14 protein-coding genes and 1 other annotated feature are annotated in these 18,215 nt (G+C 55.8%); of the genes, 13 read left to right on the forward strand and 1 reads right to left on the reverse strand.

Features of this window, described 5'->3' with window-relative positions; translation table 11 throughout:
- The first annotated feature begins 7 nt into the window (after nt 1-7).
- The 13 genes from KI379_RS07970 (at nt 8) to KI379_RS08030 (ending at nt 15,773) form a co-directional block, all read left to right on the forward strand.
- Nucleotides 8-346, forward strand: coding sequence for a four-helix bundle copper-binding protein (locus tag KI379_RS07970; protein ID WP_076169531.1), 339 nt, complete (start codon nt 8-10; stop codon nt 344-346).
- Between the two features lie 167 nt (nt 347-513).
- Nucleotides 514-2,427 carry an OPT family oligopeptide transporter gene (locus tag KI379_RS07975; protein ID WP_212983237.1) on the forward strand — a complete coding sequence of 638 codons (1,914 nt, stop codon included), beginning with the start codon at nt 514-516 and terminating at the stop codon, nt 2,425-2,427.
- A gap of 4 nt (nt 2,428-2,431) precedes the next feature.
- Nucleotides 2,432-2,830 carry a PqqD family protein gene (locus KI379_RS07980; protein WP_212983238.1) on the forward strand — a complete coding sequence of 133 codons (399 nt, stop codon included), beginning with the start codon at nt 2,432-2,434 and terminating at the stop codon, nt 2,828-2,830.
- Nucleotides 2,831-2,912: 82 nt separating this feature from the next.
- Nucleotides 2,913-3,163: a binding site (T-box leader), on the forward strand.
- A 59-nt stretch (nt 3,164-3,222) separates the two neighbouring features.
- Nucleotides 3,223-4,923: an arginine--tRNA ligase gene (argS, locus tag KI379_RS07985; RefSeq protein WP_212983239.1), complete on the forward strand. Its 1,701-nt coding sequence runs from the start codon at nt 3,223-3,225 to the stop codon at nt 4,921-4,923.
- 29 nt (nt 4,924-4,952) lie between these two features.
- Nucleotides 4,953-5,906 carry an ABC transporter ATP-binding protein gene (locus KI379_RS07990; protein ID WP_212983240.1) on the forward strand — a complete coding sequence of 318 codons (954 nt, stop codon included), beginning with the start codon at nt 4,953-4,955 and terminating at the stop codon, nt 5,904-5,906.
- Complete coding sequence (locus KI379_RS07995) at nt 5,903-6,613, forward strand: hypothetical protein (RefSeq protein WP_212983241.1); 711 nt, start codon at nt 5,903-5,905, stop codon at nt 6,611-6,613. Before KI379_RS07990 ends, KI379_RS07995 begins: the two co-directional genes overlap by 4 nt.
- Before the next feature lie 162 nt (nt 6,614-6,775).
- Nucleotides 6,776-7,258, forward strand: coding sequence for a hypothetical protein (locus KI379_RS08000; RefSeq protein WP_076167933.1), 483 nt, complete (start codon nt 6,776-6,778; stop codon nt 7,256-7,258).
- 90 nt (nt 7,259-7,348) lie between these two features.
- Nucleotides 7,349-8,305: a protease complex subunit PrcB family protein gene (locus KI379_RS08005; protein WP_212983242.1), complete on the forward strand. Its 957-nt coding sequence runs from the start codon at nt 7,349-7,351 to the stop codon at nt 8,303-8,305.
- A gap of 262 nt (nt 8,306-8,567) precedes the next feature.
- Entirely contained in the window at nt 8,568-9,458 is an 891-nt protein-coding gene (locus KI379_RS08010) for an ABC transporter permease (RefSeq protein WP_244169236.1), read from the forward strand.
- A gap of 69 nt (nt 9,459-9,527) precedes the next feature.
- A complete protein-coding gene (locus tag KI379_RS08015; RefSeq protein WP_212984639.1) occupies nt 9,528-10,394 on the forward strand; it encodes a carbohydrate ABC transporter permease in 867 nt (288 codons plus the stop codon).
- Nucleotides 10,395-10,455: 61 nt separating this feature from the next.
- Complete coding sequence (locus KI379_RS08020) at nt 10,456-12,135, forward strand: extracellular solute-binding protein (protein ID WP_212983243.1); 1,680 nt, start codon at nt 10,456-10,458, stop codon at nt 12,133-12,135.
- 204 nt (nt 12,136-12,339) lie between these two features.
- Complete coding sequence (locus KI379_RS08025) at nt 12,340-13,905, forward strand: response regulator (protein WP_212983244.1); 1,566 nt, start codon at nt 12,340-12,342, stop codon at nt 13,903-13,905.
- A gap of 14 nt (nt 13,906-13,919) precedes the next feature.
- Nucleotides 13,920-15,773: a sensor histidine kinase gene (locus tag KI379_RS08030; RefSeq protein WP_212983245.1), complete on the forward strand. Its 1,854-nt coding sequence runs from the start codon at nt 13,920-13,922 to the stop codon at nt 15,771-15,773.
- A gap of 346 nt (nt 15,774-16,119) precedes the next feature.
- On the opposite strand, the gene KI379_RS08035 is transcribed toward KI379_RS08030, so the two are convergent.
- The gene (locus KI379_RS08035) at nt 16,120-18,204 is read right to left on the reverse strand and encodes an ABC transporter ATP-binding protein (protein ID WP_212983246.1); all 2,085 of its coding nucleotides are present in this window, start codon (nt 18,202-18,204) and stop codon (nt 16,120-16,122) included.
- Between the last annotated feature and the right edge of the window lie 11 nt (nt 18,205-18,215).

The following is an 18,215-nucleotide window of genomic DNA, read 5'->3' on the forward strand; positions in this document are numbered from 1 at the left end:
GATCATGATGAATCAGGAACAACAGTACAAGGATTGTATCGAAGCCTGTTTGCAGTGCATGAATGCCTGTAATGTGTGTTATGTGTCCAGTCTGAAGGAATATGAGCTCGCCATGCTGCGTGAATGCATCCGTCTGGACCGGGAATGCGCGGATATTTGCGATTTGGCGGCGCAATCGATGCTTCGCCATAGCCCGTTTGTGACGCAGATCTGCGAGCTGTGCATCACGGCCTGCGAAGCGTGCGCCGAAGAATGCAGCAAGCACGAGCACGATCACTGCCAAGCATGCGCCGAGGCCTGCCGCCGCTGCGCCGAAGCCTGCCGGCAAATGCTCGTCGCGGCCTGACCGATCATTATACAGCATTGAACGACTGCCTGATTGCCGGGGGATGACCCGGCGGTCAGGCTTTTTTCGTTTCAGGGTTCCACATCCGTCTATGCGATTGTTTTTCCATGGATCCGGGTAACATATGGATGGTTACTACAACCTGTATCGGCAGAAGGGAGAACAACATGGACAAGCAAAAGACTAAGGAATCTTCAAGTTTCATCCCCTACATACCTGCATCCAGAACACTGCCGGAACTTACGGTGCTGGCCGTCATTCTGGGCATCATCCTGGCGGTTGTATTTGCGGCTGCCAACGCCTACCTGGGACTTAAAATCGGGCTGACGGTCAGCGCATCCATTCCAGCCGCCGTCATATCGCTCGGTGTCCTGCGAGGATTGTTTAAACGAAAATCGATTCTGGAAAACAATATCGTGCAAACGATGACGACAGCGGGCGAGGCGGTGGCAGCCGGGGCGATCTTTACCCTGCCCGCCCTTTACATGTGGAATCAAGTCCCGGGCATCGGAACCGTCAGCTTCATCGTGCTCGTCGGGGGATTTTTGGGCGTTGCGATGATGATCCCGCTGCGTCGGCTGCTGATCGTCAACGAGCATCAGACGCTGCCTTACCCGGAAGGCACCGCCTGTGCCGAAGTGCTCATATCGGGAGAAACCGGCGGCAAGAGCGCAAAAATGGTGCTGTACGGATTTATCGCCGGCGGGCTGGTGAAAGCGCTGGGTGATGGCTTCAAGTGGTTCAAGACCGAGATCGAAACCGGCATTTATCGGTTTAAAAACGCGGTCATCGGCATGGATACATACCCTGCGCTGCTTGGCGTAGGCTACATTATCGGTCCGGCGATTTCGGGGCAGATGCTTGCCGGCGGGATCATGGCCTGGCTCGTGATGATTCCGATGATCGGCTTTTTCGGCGGAGGCGCACAGGCTGTGCTGTCACCGGCCGAAGCGCCGATCCCGCAGCTGGACGCCTGGGGCATCTGGGAAGGCTACATCCGCTACATTGGCGCGGGCGCAGTGGCGGCAGGGGGATTGATTACCCTGGTCAAAACCCTGCCCATGCTGTTCAGCTCGCTGGCGGCGACTTTGTCCGGCTTGAGCAAACGAAACGAGCAGAAGGTGACGCTTGACCGCACCCAGTTTGATATTCCCGGCTTTTGGGTGACGATCATGATTGCGCTTCTCGTCATTATCATCGCGTTTGCCCCGCTGACCGACGTGGGGATCATTGGCGCGATCGCCATCGCCATTTTCGGCTTTTTGTTCGTTACGGTCGCTTCCCGGATTGTTGGCCTGGTGGGGAGCTCCTCATCACCCGTGTCCGGCATGACGATTGCGACACTGCTCATCGTAACGTTTATTTTTAAAATGACCGGGTTATCAGGCATGGGCGGAATGATCGCCGCACTGACGGTTGGAGCGATCGTCTGCGTCGCGTTGGCTGTGGCCGGGGACATTTCCCAGGATTTGAAAACAGGTTACCTGGTGGGCGGGACGCCTTGGAAGCAGCAGGTGGCCATGATGATCGGGGTACTCGTATCCGGCCTGGTGATCGGCTTCATTCTATCCGTACTGAACGAAAGCTACGGACTCGGATCGGAGCAGCTCCCAGCGCCAAAGGCCGTTTTGATGCGGCTGATCGTGGAGGGGATCATGTCGAACAATTTGCCGTGGGAGCTGATTTTTATCGGTGCGGCTTCGGCGATTGTGTTCGAGTTCTTAGGTCTCAACTCGCTGACCGTAGCGGTCGGCATCTACCTGCCGATTCATGTCAGCACCCCGATCATGGTCGGCGGTATCGTTCGCTGGTTTGTGGAATGGCGATCACGGAAGGACGCCGGATTGCTCAAAGCCAGGGTGGAAACGGGGACGCTGCTGGCTTCGGGCCTGATCGCCGGCGAATCGCTGATCGGGGTGATCATTGCGATCCTGATCTGGCTCGGCGTTCCGATTCCGGAAGACGTTCTGGTCTCCAGCAATGTGCTTCCGCTGGTCGTTTTCCTGCTTGTCGTCGTGATGCTGGCCTGGATCTCTCTCCGGCAAAAGAAAGAGTCCGTCGTGACGAAGCGGGAGGTGTAGCAACATGCTGGGCTACCGGAAAAAGCGGAAGGATGCCGCGGAAATACCGATCAACTTGCTGGACTTAGTTCCGGTGCTGCATTCGAAGGTGAAGGCGGAAAAGAACGAAGGGATCGTGACGTTGTTCGTGCCGCGGGAGGGGTGGCTGGCCCGCCAGTCAGTCAAATGGCTGAAACAGCCGGCGGTCGTCCAAATCCGGCTGGATGCGCTGGGCAGTGAAGTGGCCGCCTGCTGCGACGGTTCCCACTCGGTGGCGGATATCGCAGGCAAGCTCCATGCCCGGTTCGGCGAGCAGGCGGAGCCGCTGCTGCCAAGGCTGGCCAAGTTTATCGAGCTGCTGGAAATGAACGATTTGGCCGTATGCCGTCCCGGTGATTCCTGCCAACGGGCACAGGATGCATAAGAGGTAACATGAACAGGCAATCCTGCAGAAGGAAATTGGGGTGTTGCTTTCTTTGCTGTCCCCCGTGTATACTATTGAAAATTGAACGTCATGGAACGGGAGAGTAGTGAAGCGTCAGGGCATCAAGCGAGCCGGGGATGGTGGAAGCCGGTATGCCGCGCCTTCATGAAGCGCACCCGGGAGACGGCCTTTTGAACGATAACCGCAAGATGGGTGCGGAGTAGAGAGGTCCGGTTAGCCGCCGTTATAGGCTTCAAGGGAAACGGATGCCGTGCTGGCGCATGAACCGTTTACTTAGAGTGGTACCGCGGGAATTCAGCTCTCGTCTCTATATTAGAGACGGGGGCTTTTTAATTTTTGATAGTCGTTACGATATGGAAAGGATGATTGTTATGTTACAGGAATGGATCGCGTCGGCGCTCGTGCCGCACGTGCCGTGGACGAAGCAGCAAATGGTAGACCTGCTGGAAATCCCGCCGCAGCCGCAGATGGGGGATGTCGCTTTCCCATGCTTTACGCTGGCCAAAACGTTTAAAAAATCGCCTGCGGACATCGCCAAAGAGCTGGCTGCCCAATTTGACGGGCGAGACGGAATACAGGCGGAGGCCGCCGGCCCTTATGTCAACTTCAGGCTGGACCGTAAGCGCTACGAGCAGCAAATCATGGACGAGTTAACAGTGTCGGATCAGAGACCGAACCTGGGAAAAGGAGAAAAAGTGCTCATCGACATGTCCTCGCCGAACATCGCGAAGCCGATGGGCATCGGGCATCTGCGCTCCACCATGATCGGTGCCGCCCTGTACAACATGTACAAACTGGCGGGGTACGACGTGGCCAGCATCAACCATCTGGGAGACTGGGGCACGCAGTTCGGCAAGCAAATCGCCGCATACAAACGCTGGGGGAACGATGAAGCCATTGCGGCCAATCCGATCAAAGAATCGCTGAAGCTCTACGTTCAGTTTCATGAGGAAGCACCCCATGATGAGACGCTGGAGCCGGAGGCCAGGGACTGGTTCCGGAAGTTGGAGTCCGGGGATGAGGAAGCTTACCGGCTCTGGAAATATTTCGTGGACGTCAGCTTGAAGGAGTTTCAGCGGATGTATGACCGCTTGGGCGTCAGCTTCGACTATACGCTCGGGGAAAGCTTTTACAACGACAAGATGGATGCCGTCGTGGATCAGCTGCGCGACCAGCATCTGCTCGAAGAGAGCGAGGGCGCGCTGGTCGTGCGCCTGGATGAAGAGGGGATGCCGCCTTGCCTGATCATCAAAACGGACGGAACGACCATCTACCCGACGCGTGACCTGGCAACCGCCCTTTACCGGCACGATGTCTTGAAAGGCGACAAGCTGCTGTATGTCGTGGGCGGCGAGCAGAGGCTGCACTTCCAGCAGGTATTTGCCGTGCTGCGCCGCATGGGAGCAGACTGGGTGGATCAATGTGAGCATGTGCCATTTGGCCTGATGCGCTTTGAAGGAAAGAAAATGTCGACCCGCCGCGGCAAGATCGTTTATCTTGAGGAAGTGCTGGATGAGGCGGTTGCCCGGGCATTGCAAATCATCGAAGAGAAAAACAGCAGCCTCGAACATAAGGAGGAGGTCGCGGAGGCGGTCGGCATCGGGGCGATTATTTTCGGGGATTTGAAAAACAACCGCCTGAACGAAGTGGATTTTTCCCTGGAGGAAGCGCTGAATTTCGACGGGGAGACAGGGCCGTATCTTCAGTACACGTATGCGCGTACCCAAAGCGTGCTGTCCAAAGGACGCGCGGCCGGGGAACCGGAGAGTGGCACGGCCGGGCCTGACCAAGCGGTAAACGGCCAGCTCGGAGATTCCGGATGGGAGCTGCTGAAGCTGCTGACCCGCTTCCCGGACCAGCTGAAGCGCGGGATCCAGAACAACGAGCCGTCGGTGATGGCGCGGTATGCGCTGGATGTAGCTCAAGCGTTCAACCATTTTTACAACAAGGAACGAATTGTCACCGAGGACAGCAGCCTGAGGGAAGCGAGACTGAAGCTGACGGAGCTGACGGGCGCTTCATTAGCGAGAACGATGCATCTGCTCGGATTAAAAACGCCGCAGCGGATGTGACGCCATTTGTTGAACGGGAGGAGAGTTGGTTGGCTGTACATCAGCAAGGAACCGGCCGGCGGAACACGCCGGCGGAGATCATCCTCCGGCTGGAGGATGTCAGCAAACGCTACGACCGCCGGGTAGTGATTGAGCATATGACACTCGAGATCGCCAAAGGGGAGTGCACGGCGCTGGTCGGGAAAAACGGCTCGGGCAAAAGCACGCTGCTGCGCTTGCTGGCCGGATTATCCCGTCCTACCGAGGGAAGACGGCGGGTGGAGGACGTCCGAAGCCCCACGATTGGACTTGTCGCCGAGAAGTTTCCGGCGCTGCCGTTTACGCCGGGCGAGTTTTTGATGAGCATGGGCATTACGCGAGGGATGGACAAGCGGACCGTCCAGTCGGAAATATCCGAATGGCTCAAGAGACTGGGGATGGATTCGTACAGGGATGTTCGAATGAGCCATTTTTCGAAAGGCATGCTGCAGAAGATCAATCTGGTTCAGGCGGTGATGGGGAAGCCAAGGTTTCTGCTGCTGGATGAGCCTTTGTCCGGGATCGACACCCCCTCGCAGAAAGAGGTGGTCCGCCTGCTGATGGACATCAAGGGGATGGGGACCGCGATGGTCATGTCCGTCCATGAGCCGGAGCTGATCAACCAAATAGCCGATCGCATCGTACTGCTTGAGAACGGAAAGATCGTGAAGGAGGAACGCGGGTTCCGCATAGAAACGGTCCGGTATGCGACGATTCTTTTTCATGGTGATCCGCTGCGCGTCCGCCAGTCTTTAGAGGGGATCGGCGATAGGGAAGTGGCTTGGGTAAAAGAGGGGGCGGAATCCGTGATTCATGTAAGAACGGACTTAAGCGATCATGTGCTGCAGCGGATCCTTAACGGCGGCGGTCATATCGTATCTGTTTCGCAGCACGAACCGTCCGAAGTGGATCTAGGCGAGCTGCTCAAAACTTCGGCGGCTGCCTCAGAAGGAGGAGCGCTATGATCCGTCTCGCTACTTTTTTACTTGCCAGTTACATCCGGTCTTACCGATACTTTGCTCCTGTGGGGAGCATGCTGATTGCGATGATGCTTTTGTACTCCTACAAGCCGAACCCGGTGATGGACAGCTATGCGGTCACTTCCGCATTTCTTTTTGTCGGCGGGGCATGGTTGTCGTTCAGCTTCCTGAATCATGCGGGCGCCGTATTGGAACAGCTCAGCGTGATTCACGCAGGGAGCATGCGAAAATATGCCGCAAGCCAAATGCTGGCTCTGCTCGCCGTCATCGTCTTTTTAAGCGCCTTTTTCCTGCTGTATCCTGTGGTGATGAACATGTTCGCCGAAACGGTCAGCGCACGGCAGTGGCTTATCGCTTCTTCCGGGCATTTGGCATTGGGCATGCTGGGCGCAGGCGTCAGCTATTTCTTTCAAGCCGCTTACATCCGCAATATCAGCCGCGCGACGGCGATTCTGCTGATCATCGTCATTTTATCGATTGGGGCGAGGCAGATTGCGGCTAAGCTGCCCGAAGGGTTATCCTGGATCCGCTGGGCCTTCCCTCCGGTGGCTGAAATGATCGACACCCTGATGCGAAGTGATACCGCTCTTCTTACAGGCGTCTGGGGAGTAATCGGGTATACGTACCTGTATGCTTTTGCTCTGGCCGCAGCCTATTGGATATTCTCTGCATACCGTGATGCTAGAACCTAGACTGATACAATGGGCTTTTCTCAGAACATTGGAACTGTTGATTTCCTTCTACCCCCGGGTTGTGATTGGACCGTAAGCACGGTAACATGGAGATAGGTCTGTCCGATCAGGAATTTTTACATAAGAGGTTGAACCTCGGCAGCAGGAGTCAGGAGGAAAAGCATGAAATCAGTCGGTCTACAAGGTATCGAGCAGCAATCGAAGGAACTGTTCGCGTATTTCGGCTTGGCCGTATACTATTCGCAGGCATTGGAGCAGCAGCTGACCAATCTGCTGATGCTGATGAAGCTGTCGAAGGGGGAGGTTCCCTCCGAAGAGGAACTGACCGAGCTGTACCGCCGCAAGCTCAGCAGTTCCCTGGGCCAGCTCGTCAACGAAATCCGGCATCACTTTCCTTTTACGGAAGAAGAGACGCTTCTATTAAAAGAGGTATGGAAGCAGCGGAATTATATCGTTCACGATTATTTCAAGGAACGGATCAAGGAGACGTTCACGCCGAACGGGCGCGCACGGATGATCCGCGAGCTGACCGCTTTTCGGGATCAAGCCCAGGAGCTCGAGCAGAAGCTGCAGGGGTATACGAATGAATTATACGTCAAGCTGGGGCTGGAGAATGATCAGCCGGGGGTTTCCAATCCGCACTGACACGTCATAAAATAGGCATTCCGGCCTACGGGCATATTGAAACATTTGCGGGAGGTTCCCCGTCAGAGAGGCTGAGGAGGTGTGATTTGGATGAAAATCACAAAGAAATGGGCTGCGTTCATGGTGGCGGCAGGCTGTCTGGTGTCGGCGTCTTCCGCGTATGCGTTCTCGGATCTGCCGAATAAGCAGCAGGAGGGTATCGCCGAAGCGCTGCAAACGAAAGGGGTCATTCACGGCATTTCCGCGGACCGGTTCGGTCCGGCCGAACCGTTGACGGCAGCCCAAAGCGTGCAGATGCTGGTGAAAGCGATGAAGCTTCAGCCGGATGCAGGTGCAGCGAACGCCGGGACGCTGACGGTTCCATCCACAGCCTGGTATGCTCAAGCAGCCGAAACGGCGCTGGATCACGGGCTTGTGGCATCGACCATCGGCAGCTGGAACGACAAGGTCACAAAGGAAGAGTTTGCGCAGATGCTCTACAAAGCCGTCACCGCTACTGGTGACTACCCGCTGATCAAAATGTACGTCACGGTCCAGGACGAGAACGACATGGCTTCCGGATCGCGGGAAGCCGTCCAGTTTCTGCTCCTTACCCACATAGCCGAACTAGATGCGCAGCAGAAATTCCATCCAAGGGACAACATCACCCGGATGGAGGCGGCGGAGATGGTCTATCACGCCATGAATTTCGTTGCTTCGCATCAGCCGGTAAATCAGCCGGAGAACGATGACCAGGTCGCTGTCAGTGTAGAGAAGGTGAACGACCAGGTGAACCGGATCGTCCTTACCAAAGAGGACATGCCGAATCCGGGATACGGCCTCAAGATCGACCGGATCGAATTCGTCTCGGAAGGAAAGGCGGTCGCCTATTACACCGTCACGAAACCCGCCCCCGGCATGATGTATCCGCAGGTCATTTCCACGGCCAAGGCTTCCTTTTACATGGACAGCAAAATTCAGGTCAGCGTCAAACAAACCGGCGGCGGCCTCGGTACAGGCATTTCCCTGAAGGGATCGCTCGAAGAGATGCCTTCCGTTACCCAATAAACAACGAATCGTATCATCCGCACATCGCGGTGATACGCTGGATCCCCCTGCTTTCCGGACTACCGGAGACAGGGGGATTTTTTTGCGGCTGAATCAAGAACAGGAATATTCCGGTTAAAAGTATCATTTTTCGTTGACGAGGCAAATAGTATCGCGGCACCCATCCCGTTTACAATGTTGGCAAGGGGGGAAGAGAATGTCGCAGCTTGCGAACAGCGTGCCCATCACCGAGAGGAGGAAAAAGCGGGGATTGGCTTACCGGATGCTCAGGCAGTGGGATATTCAGCTGATGGTCATACCGGCGCTCATTTTGATTTTTATTTTTTCATACATACCGATGTACGGCGTACTGATGGCTTTTCAGGACTATAACATTTTTAACGGGTTTTGGAACAGTCCGTGGGTGGGATTCAAGCATTTCAGCATGTTTTTTCACGCACCCGAGTTTTGGACGATTCTGCGCAATACGATCATCATCAGCCTGCTGAAATTTGGTATCGGGTTTCCCGCGCCGATCATTCTGGCCCTGATGCTGAACGAAGTCAGGCAAATGTTCTTCAAAAGGGTGGTTCAGACGATCAGCTACCTGCCGCACTTTCTGTCCTGGGTGATCGTAGCCGGGTTTGCCATGTCGATCCTGTCCACGGATAACGGCAGCCTGAACATCCTGCTGCAGAAGCTGCATTTGATTAAGGAGCCGATCGGCTTTTTGGGACGGGCGGAATATTTCTGGGGCATTATCGTCTCGACCAGCGTTTGGAAGGAGATCGGATTCAATTCGATCGTGTATCTGGCGGCGATCGCAGGGATCAACCCCAGCCTGTATGAGGCGGCGTCCATCGACGGAGCGGGAAGGGTCAAGCAGGTGTTTATGATCACAATCCCGTCCATCATGCCGGTGGTCGTCATCTTTATGATCCTGGCGATTGGCAATCTGCTGAGCGCCGGCTTTGAAGACATTCTCCTGCTCGGGGCAAATCCGGTGCTGCGGGATGTGGCCAGCGTCATCGATACCTATGTGTACCGGGTGGGCATCACGAACCAGCGCTACTCGTACGCCACGGCGGTTGGCTTGTTCAAGGCTGTGATCAGCGTCGGCCTGCTGACCTTTGCCAACTACTTTGCCCGCAGGTCGGGAAACAGCTTGTGGTAAGCGCGGAGACACCGCAGGAAACAGGGAGGCTGCAGTATTGTGAAATATACAAGTACCGGTGACCGGATCATGATGTTCTTCATTTATTTGCTGCTTATTTTACTGGGATTCAGCACATTCTACCCGTTCTGGAACGGACTGGTCATTTCGCTGAACAACGGCATGGACACGGCACTCGGCGGAATCACGTTCTGGCCGCGGGTATGGTCGCTGGAAAATTACCGGGTCGTCTTTCAGGATGACCGGATTGCCAACGCGTTTTTGATCAGCGTGCTCCGGACGGTCGTCGGCACCATTCTGTCGGTGCTGTGCACCGCCATCTTCGCCTACGGCATGACGAAGAAGGAGCTGATCGGCCGCAAGTTTTACATGCTGATGTGCGTCGTGACGATGTATTTCGGCGGCGGGCTCATTCCGACGTTTCTCGTCGTCCGCGGTCTGGGCTTGATGAATTCGTTCTGGGTGTTTATCATCCCGGGTCTGATCAGCGTATGGAACATGATCATCTTCCGGACGTTTTTCATGGGGCTTCCCGGAGGACTGGAGGAATCGGCCAAAATCGACGGCTGCGGCAACTGGGCTACTTTTTTCCGGATTATCCTGCCGCTGTCGGGTCCGGTCATCGCCACGCTCGGGCTGTTCACCGCGGTCGCTCATTGGAATGAGTGGTTTCTGCCCAGCATTTACATCACCAACGAGAAGCTGCTGCCGATCCAATCCATGCTTCAGCAGATCTTGAGCACGAATATTATGACCGAGCAGATGTCCAAGCTGGACTCGGCTGCCCAGAGCAGGCTCGAAACGATGAAAAGCGTGACGACCAAGTCGCTTTCAATGGCGACGATGATGGTGGCGACGCTGCCGATTATTGCCGTGTACCCGTTTGTGCAGAAGTATTTCGTGAAGGGCGTCATGGTGGGATCGCTGAAGGAGTAGGGTTTGGAGCGATTGCTGCTTTGAACATAAATTTGACAATAGCGAAAAGGGGTTATCACGCATGAAAAGTTGGAGAAGATCGCTGCTCGTGGCCTTGGTGTTCCTGTGCACGACAGCCACGGCACTGGCGGGCTGTTCAGGCGGCGGCGGAGAGAAAACGGCCGACAGCGCTGCACCGAAGGCGGAGAACAAAACCGAAACGAAAGAAGGAAGCGGAAGCGCCTCGGAGCCCTTCCAGCTCGGCAGCGCGCCCGTTGACTTTACGTTCTACGGCCACTATGACTGGTATACGATGCCGACTTGGGGCGGGGACGTTGCGAGCAAATGGATTCAGGATAACAAAAAGGTCAATGTCACGGCCATCAACTCCGGCGGCAATGCGGCCCAAAAGCTCAATACGATGATCGCGTCCAAAGAGCTGCCTGACGTGATCTGGATGGAGCGCGGCGCCGATGTGGAGCGGCTGCGCGCGGCAGGCATGCTGGTGCCTTATGACGACTATCTGGACAAATATCCGAATTTGAAAAAATGGGCCGGTGACTCGACGCTCAACATGCTCCGCTCAAGTGACGGCAAGCTGTACCAATTCCCGAACTGGTATACCTCGCAGCCTGCGGGCAATGCCGGATACCTGATGAACAGCAAGGTGTACAAAGAGCTTGGCTCGCCAAAGCTGGAGACAACTGACGATCTGTATAACTACCTGAAGAGTGTGAAGGCCAAGTATCCGAACATGGTGCCGTTCGAGCCGGATTTGGCCAAGGACGGGCAGGGGCTTGATATTCTGTACGGGGCGTTCGGGGAAGACCATCCGCCGGTGTATTTGAAAGAGAGAGCCGTACCGGTGGACAATAAGCTGACGTCCATTTTCCAGGATCCAGTCTACCGCGAGTCCATGCAGTTTGCTTCCAAGCTGTTCCGCGAAAAGCTGATGGCCCAGGACGCATTAACCCAAACGAAAGACCAGATTCTTGAAAAAGCGTACAACGGCCGTTTTGCCATCGCAGCAGGAGCGAGCCCGACGGAATACGGCAGCAAGGGCGACGTGGAGCTCAAGAAAAAGGACCCGGCCTCCGGCTACGAAATGATCTGGCCTGTGCATAAGGAAGGGCTGGACAAAAACAAGATATGGACGGGAACTTACAATCAGCTGGGCTGGAACGTGGCCGTCATTACGAAGTCCGCCAAGGATCCTGAGAAGATCTTTGCGTTCCTTGACTGGCTGACTGGTGAGGAAGGAAGCCGGGTCATCATGTGGGGACCTGAGGGAACGCTGTGGCAGGGCACGGATGAAGAAGGATATCCGGTCTTTACCGACACATACACTAACGACATCCAAAAGCGCAGCGATATTATGGATGCGACGGTGAATCTCCAGTGGAACGGCAATACCGTCTATATCGACAAGTCGAAGATGAAATTCGAGAAGACGCTCCCGCCGGAAAAACAGAATTGGGAGAGCCGCTACCAATCCGAAATTACGTGGAAAACGCAGTATAACGCCACCGCCTTCGTCAACCTGAGCCCGATGCCGGATACCGAGGAAGGTATCATTCAGCAGAGCGTGGACGAAATCTTCTCCGAATCCCGCGCCAAGGCTTTGTACGCGAAGAGCGACGACGAGGTGCTGGCGATTCTGGACCAGGCGCAGAAGGACGCAGTGGCGGTCGGATACGACAAACTGCTCGAATACAAGACGCAGAAATGGCAGGAGAACCTGAAAAAAATCGGCGGTCAATAATCCAAATCTAGCATGTTCTAGTATAATGATACTAATTCTTCTATTCGCGAGGATGCCGTCCCGACCCGGGGCGGCTGCTCGCTTCTCCAGCGTCCGGGGCGTATTCAGGGTAGACGGCATGATCGTGTGGGACGGATGAACGGCTGTTTGTCTGAAGCCGGGATCTGACCAAAGTATTCATTTTAATGATCAGGAGATGAGCTCATGTACAAGGTGTTGATCGTGGATGACGAGATTCTTGATCTGGAGGGTATGCGCTCTTTTATTCCTTGGGCAGAACTGGGGCTGGAAGTGACAGGCGCGGTGAACAATGGGTTTGACGCCTTGGCACTGCTGGAACGCCAGCCGGTCGATATTTTAGTAACAGACGTACATATGCCTAGCATGACAGGCCTGGAGCTGGCCAGAAAGGCACGGGAGTTCGCGGGCCGGCTTCGGGTTATTTTCGTGAGCGGTTACCAGGATTTTCACTATGTTAAAGAGGCGATTGCCCTGAATGCGTTCAGCTACGTGCTGAAGCCGATGGACGATAAGGAGCTGACCGATGCGCTGCGCACCGTCGTGCAGCAGCTTGATCAGGAGAAACGGCGGCAGCAGAACGAACAGGCTTACCGGGAAATCGCCAAAAACGACTATCTATTGAAGCTTCTCGAAGGCGCGGAAGCCGAAGAGGCTGCCGGGGTGCTGCAGGAAAGCTACGGGTTTGACCGTTTAGGATGGCCTGTGCGTGCGGCCGCCGTCGAGCTGGACGACCTCAGCTGGAAGCTCGACCCGATGCCGGAACACCGCCAGCAGGAATGGTTCAACCGATTTTACGATTCGCTGGTTCCGCTGCTCACCGAGGCCGGGATCCGGCATGTGTGCAAAACTTCGCGACGGCGGATTTTCGTGCTGATCGAGGACGGGGTGGATTTACAAGCGCTGTCGGCTCTGGCGGATCGGATTCAAGAGCTGCATCCCTTCTCCGTCACGGTTGGTGTAGGAGAAGAAGCGGTAAATCTGACCGGGCTGCGCCGTTCTTACGGTGAGGCTCTGGAGGCGCTGTCGTGCAAGCTGATTGCCGGCAAGGGCCGGGTCATCCGCCATGGGGAACTGAAATGGGACGATGCCCTTGAGCAGCCTTCCCAAACCGCTCTGCCGCTGGAACCGCTGTATACCGCTGTAGTGAACTTCGATCTCGTCACGGTCAGCGACGAAATCGATCGGCTGTTTGCCGCTGCGGTCGGGATGAGGTCGAAGCTGAAAATCCAATATTTCGTCATGCACATCCTGCTTGGGCTCGAGCATCACCTCCGGGCGATCAACGAGAGCCTTGCGAACGCCCTTCAAGAGGAAACGGGAGGCAGTCCGGATGTGATGCTCCAGCTCGAGACGATCGACGATATCCGTTCCTGGCTGCGAAAACGGCTCTTTGCCGCCGCAGAGGTTATTCAGCGCCGTAAGCAGAAGAAAAGCTCGAAGCTCGTTGACGAAATGATCCGGTACGTAAAAGAGCAGCTGCACGAAAATGTGACGCTGAAGGAGGTCGCCGATCACCTGTGCTTTTCCCCAAACTATTTGGGAACGCTCTTCAAGGAAGTGATGGGCACGAATTTCAGTGAATACGTCATTCACCTGCGGATGGAGAAAGCGGGCGAGCTCCTCAGGGATCCCAGAGTGAAGGTCTACGAAGTGGCCGACCGGGTCGGGTACCGGTATATGCCCTATTTCAGCCGGCAATTTAAAGAAGTGTTCGGCATGACGCCGGGCCAGTTCCGGAGAAACGTATAATGAGGCGCGCGGCAATGAGGCCGCCAGGCGGGAAGCTGTTCCTGCCTTTTGGCGTCAAACTGTTTATCTCCTATTTGGTGCTGATCATCGTGCCGATTTTTATGTTCGGTTATATCGCCAATACAATCCTCGTCAACTCCTACCGCGAGCAAATGAACACGAATTTGACCGGGACGCTGAAGCAGATCCGCGACAACATCGCCTATAAAATGGAGGACACGCAGCGGCTGTCGGACTTGCTGTACTTTGACGAAAGCCTGCCCTTGGAGCTGATGCGATACGAGGAGGGCTGGGTCAGCTACCAGACGACAAAAAAGCTCCTGATTCCAAAGTTCCGCCAGGTCACGGATTCGAGCAACCTGCGGATCTGGATGAGCATTTATTTAAAAAACGAAACGCTGCCCGAAATCTATAACGCCGACCCGCAGGGGACGGACCCATTGACCAGGGGGAATCATTGGGATTTGTACCACTTGAACCGGATTCAGAACAAACCGTGGTACGCTGACTTTCCTCCGGAGGAATACGGCAAAACCGTCGTATGGCGTCAGGTGGAAGACGACGGCATGTTTGGGCGGATCTCGCTGCTGCGGCGGCTGGTCGATACCCGCGATCCAATGAAGCTGGAGACGATCGGGTTTATCCGGATCAGCGTTTATTTGTCCGAAATTTTCCGGAGTGTCGATGCGGGCAAAATCGGCAGCGGCAGCATGCTGTCGGTCAGCGGGGAGGGCGGCCGGCGAATGTTCGCTTCCGGCGAGAGCGGTCTGCTGCTGGCTTCCGAACCCGGGAGCAAGGCGGAATTCGAAATAGGCCGCTATACGATGCTGGAGGAAACGCTGCCGGAGCTCGGCTGGAACTTGGCTGCCTACGTACCGAACAGCGTGATAGAGAAGGACACGCGCAAGGTGAATCTACTGACGCTAATTATCTGTCTGCTCAGCGTCGGTCTGATCTCGATCGTCGCCTACGGGGTGTCCCGCTTCTTTTCCAGGCGGGTGTCCAAGGTCGTATCGGTGCTGCAGCGGTTTCAGCAGGGCGATTTCCACAAGCGGATCCATTACCGGGGGAACGACGAGTTTACGATCATCGCCGGCTCGCTGAACAAGCTGGGCGAGCAGACGGAGCATTTGATCCAGGAAGTGTACGTCACGAATTTAAAGAAAAAGGAAGCGGAGCTTGAGACGCTGCAGGCCCAGATCAACCCGCACTTCCTGTACAATACGCTCTCATCGATCAGCCGGCTGGCCAAGTTCGGGCAAGTGGATAAGCAGCACCAGATGGTGATGAATCTGGCGAAGTTTTACCGGCTGTCGCTGAATGAAGGGCAGACCGTCATTTCGATTTATCACGAAATCGAGCAGGCGCAGGCATACATCGATATCCAGCAGGTCAAGTACGGTGAGCGGATGGAGGTTCATTTTGACATCGATCCGCAGATCGTCAAGTTTATGACGGTAAAGCTGATTCTTCAGCCGTTCATCGAGAACGCGCTGCAGCATGCCTGGCGCGGGGACCGGATTTATATCCGGGTTGTCGGGCGGATGGACGCCGGGACCGGCTCGATTGTTTTCCAGATCATCGACGACGGCAGCGGGATGACAAGGGAGCGGGTGGAGGAGCTGTCCGGCTCAGGGTCAGGCCCGGGTGCAGCCGCGGCAGGGTCAGGCACCTCGCAGCAGCGCAAAGGTTACGGCATCCGGAACGTAAACGACCGGATCAAGCTGTATTTCGGCAGCGATTACGGCGTCTCCCTGTACAGCCGGCCGGGGATCGGAACCTGCGTGACGATCCGGATTCCGGTGAAGCCGCGAAGCCGGGGAGAACAACGGCAGAACGGTCATGACCACATCGGGAGGACTGGATGAGCAGGAGAGAAACGGGAGATGCAGCTGAGGAAGCCGAAGCTGTAATAGTCTTGCAGAGCAGCCGTAAGCCCTATGGGGATGATGGCGGAGCCGGATAAGCGCAGCGTCGAAACGACCGCATCATATGCGTCCGTAATCCGCCGAACAGGAAGTCGTAATAGACTGGTTACTTGGTGTAGGCTCATGGCATTAAAAAGGGAGCGATCCGATCACGGATTCGCTCCCTTTTAGTGTTTTTCGTTTACGTTCTTTTCACGGCAACCCCATGCTGGTCACATGGCGGCAGGATGACCACGGTCGAGAATCGCAGAATGAGAATGCAGTCTGTGTGGCATCCCCCGGCGAATTACACCGGTGAAGGCGCCTGAACCGCCGGCTGTGCCTGGATTCCGCTGTCCGGGCCAGGTGCGGCTGCACCCGAGCCCTGCTGGAGCTGATACATTTGATAGTATCTGCCGCCGAGCTTCATCAGCTCGTCATGGCTGCCCTTCTCGACAATCTCGCCCCGGTGCAGCACCAGAATCTGATCGGCGCTGCGGATGGTCGAGAGACGGTGCGCGATGATGAACGTCGTACGGCCCTTCTTCAGCACCTCCAGCGCGGATTGGATCAGGCTCTCCGTCTCGGTATCGATGTTGGCCGTGGCCTCATCGAGGATGAGGATCGCCGGATCGAAGGCGAGCGCGCGCGCAAACGAGATCAGCTGGCGCTGCCCCGCCGAGAGCGTGCTGCCCTTCTCGACGACAGGCTCATCGAAGCCCTGCGGCAGATGCGCAAGGATCCGCTCGGCGCCGACGTCGCGCAGCGCCTTTTCAATTTGCTCGCGCGAAATTTTGGCGTCGCCCAGGCTGACGTTTGAGGCGATCGTACCTGTGAAGAGGTACGGATCCTGGAGGACGATGCCCATATGATGGCGCAGCCACTGCTTCGGCAGTGCGGTCACATCCTGGCCGTCGATGGTGATCGTCCCTTTTTGCGGATCATAGAACCGGAACAGCAGGTTGATAATCGAGCTTTTGCCGGAACCGGTATGGCCGACCAAAGCGACCGTCTGCCCCTGCTTCGCTTCAAAATTGATGTTTTTCAAGACGTAATGGTCTTCCTTGTAGGCAAAGGAGACGTTTTTGAACTCGACGTTGCCTTTGTACCGCGGCATACTTCCGTCTGTCACGTCTTCGCCCGGCTCATCCATCAGCGTAAATACGCGGCCGGCCGAGACCATGGAAGAGTCCAGGGCGGCGAGCTGATTGACCATCCCGGTGATTGGCTGGAACAGGCGCCCCAGCACGTCGACGAAGGCGTACAGCACGCCGAGCGACACGGCGCTGCCCCCGGTCAGCGTGCCAAAGCCGAAGTACCAGAGGATCACGGCAAAGGAAAAGCTGCGCAGCACGTTGACCAGATTGTGTGTCGTTAATGCGTTCAAATTGAGCATTTTGTTCTGATGCTTCATATAGTCATCGTTCAAGGCTTCAAACTCTTCGGACGTCTGCTTTTGCCGGCGGAATACGCGGATAATGGACATCCCTTGAATGGACTCATTGATGATGGCGTTAATTTCGCTTAAGCGCGATCGGATGATCGTGTTGTACTTGGTCGCGAATTTCCGGTAGAGCACGATCCATACGATCAGCAGCGGGACGACGAACAAGCAGACGAGGCCGAGCCGGACGTCCAGCAGGAACAAGGCGATATACACCCCGGTAATGTAGATGATCCCCGAGCTGAAGTTCGACAGCACCGCCACAAACAGGTCCTTGACCGCTTCGGTGTCATTGGTGATGCGGGAGACTACCTTGCCGGCCGGCAGTGTATCGAAGAAATACACCGGAAGCCGCTGCATGTGCGCATAGACGTCGGTCCGCAGCTTCTGGATGACTTTGTTGGCGGAAGACTGCAGCCAGTACGTTTTGCCGAATTCCGTAAAGATGCTGATCACCAGGAAAATGCAGTACAGTCCGACGAGCTTCAAAATACCCGGAATTTCCAGCTTGTAGAAGGAATACAGCTCACTCGCGGACAGCTTGGCGGCCGGATAGGTTTCCACAGCGCCGCCGCGGCTGATCGTCAGCTGTCCGTTCTCGAATTTGCGCTCTCCGTCCGGATTGGCTACGGGCTGGTTGACAAAATAAAAGTCCCGTCCGGTTTGCAGCAGCCGGACTTCCTGGCCTTTGGCCTCTCCTTCCCCGAACCGATCGCCGCGCTTGTAATAATGGCCGTTGTAGGATACGGCGTTTTCAGATGATGTCGTTTCAAAATATGGCTTTTCAATACCCAGCATATGATCGTCGATCATCGTCTTGGCGATGAATGGGCCGGCAAGCTCGGCGCCGACGCCGATCGCAAGAGCGATGATGGCCGCGATAAAGATGCCTTTGGCGCATAGGGCGTACTGGAACAGCCGCTTGCCTACGCTAGCTTTGGAATTCATAGGTTTACACC

The organism is Paenibacillus cineris (assembly GCF_018333335.1).
Classification (GTDB): Bacteria; Bacillota; Bacilli; order Paenibacillales; family Paenibacillaceae; genus Paenibacillus_AQ; species Paenibacillus_AQ favisporus.

Coding starts and splice junctions, on each gene's coding strand:
- KI379_RS07975 (WP_212983237.1), top strand. CDS start 514: ATGGACAAGCAAAAGACTAAGGAATCTTCAAGTTTCATCCCCTACATA.
- KI379_RS07995 (WP_212983241.1), top strand. CDS start 5,903: ATGATCCGTCTCGCTACTTTTTTACTTGCCAGTTACATCCGGTCTTAC.
- KI379_RS08010 (WP_244169236.1), top strand. CDS start 8,568: ATGCTCAGGCAGTGGGATATTCAGCTGATGGTCATACCGGCGCTCATT.
- KI379_RS08020 (WP_212983243.1), top strand. CDS start 10,456: ATGAAAAGTTGGAGAAGATCGCTGCTCGTGGCCTTGGTGTTCCTGTGC.
- KI379_RS07980 (WP_212983238.1), top strand. CDS start 2,432: ATGCTGGGCTACCGGAAAAAGCGGAAGGATGCCGCGGAAATACCGATC.
- KI379_RS07970 (WP_076169531.1), top strand. CDS start 8: ATGAATCAGGAACAACAGTACAAGGATTGTATCGAAGCCTGTTTGCAG.
- KI379_RS08030 (WP_212983245.1), top strand. CDS start 13,920: ATGAGGCCGCCAGGCGGGAAGCTGTTCCTGCCTTTTGGCGTCAAACTG.
- KI379_RS08005 (WP_212983242.1), top strand. CDS start 7,349: ATGAAAATCACAAAGAAATGGGCTGCGTTCATGGTGGCGGCAGGCTGT.
- KI379_RS08035 (WP_212983246.1), bottom strand. CDS start 18,204: ATGAATTCCAAAGCTAGCGTAGGCAAGCGGCTGTTCCAGTACGCCCTA.
- argS (WP_212983239.1), top strand. CDS start 3,223: ATGTTACAGGAATGGATCGCGTCGGCGCTCGTGCCGCACGTGCCGTGG.
- KI379_RS08000 (WP_076167933.1), top strand. CDS start 6,776: ATGAAATCAGTCGGTCTACAAGGTATCGAGCAGCAATCGAAGGAACTG.
- KI379_RS08015 (WP_212984639.1), top strand. CDS start 9,528: ATGATGTTCTTCATTTATTTGCTGCTTATTTTACTGGGATTCAGCACA.
- KI379_RS08025 (WP_212983244.1), top strand. CDS start 12,340: ATGTACAAGGTGTTGATCGTGGATGACGAGATTCTTGATCTGGAGGGT.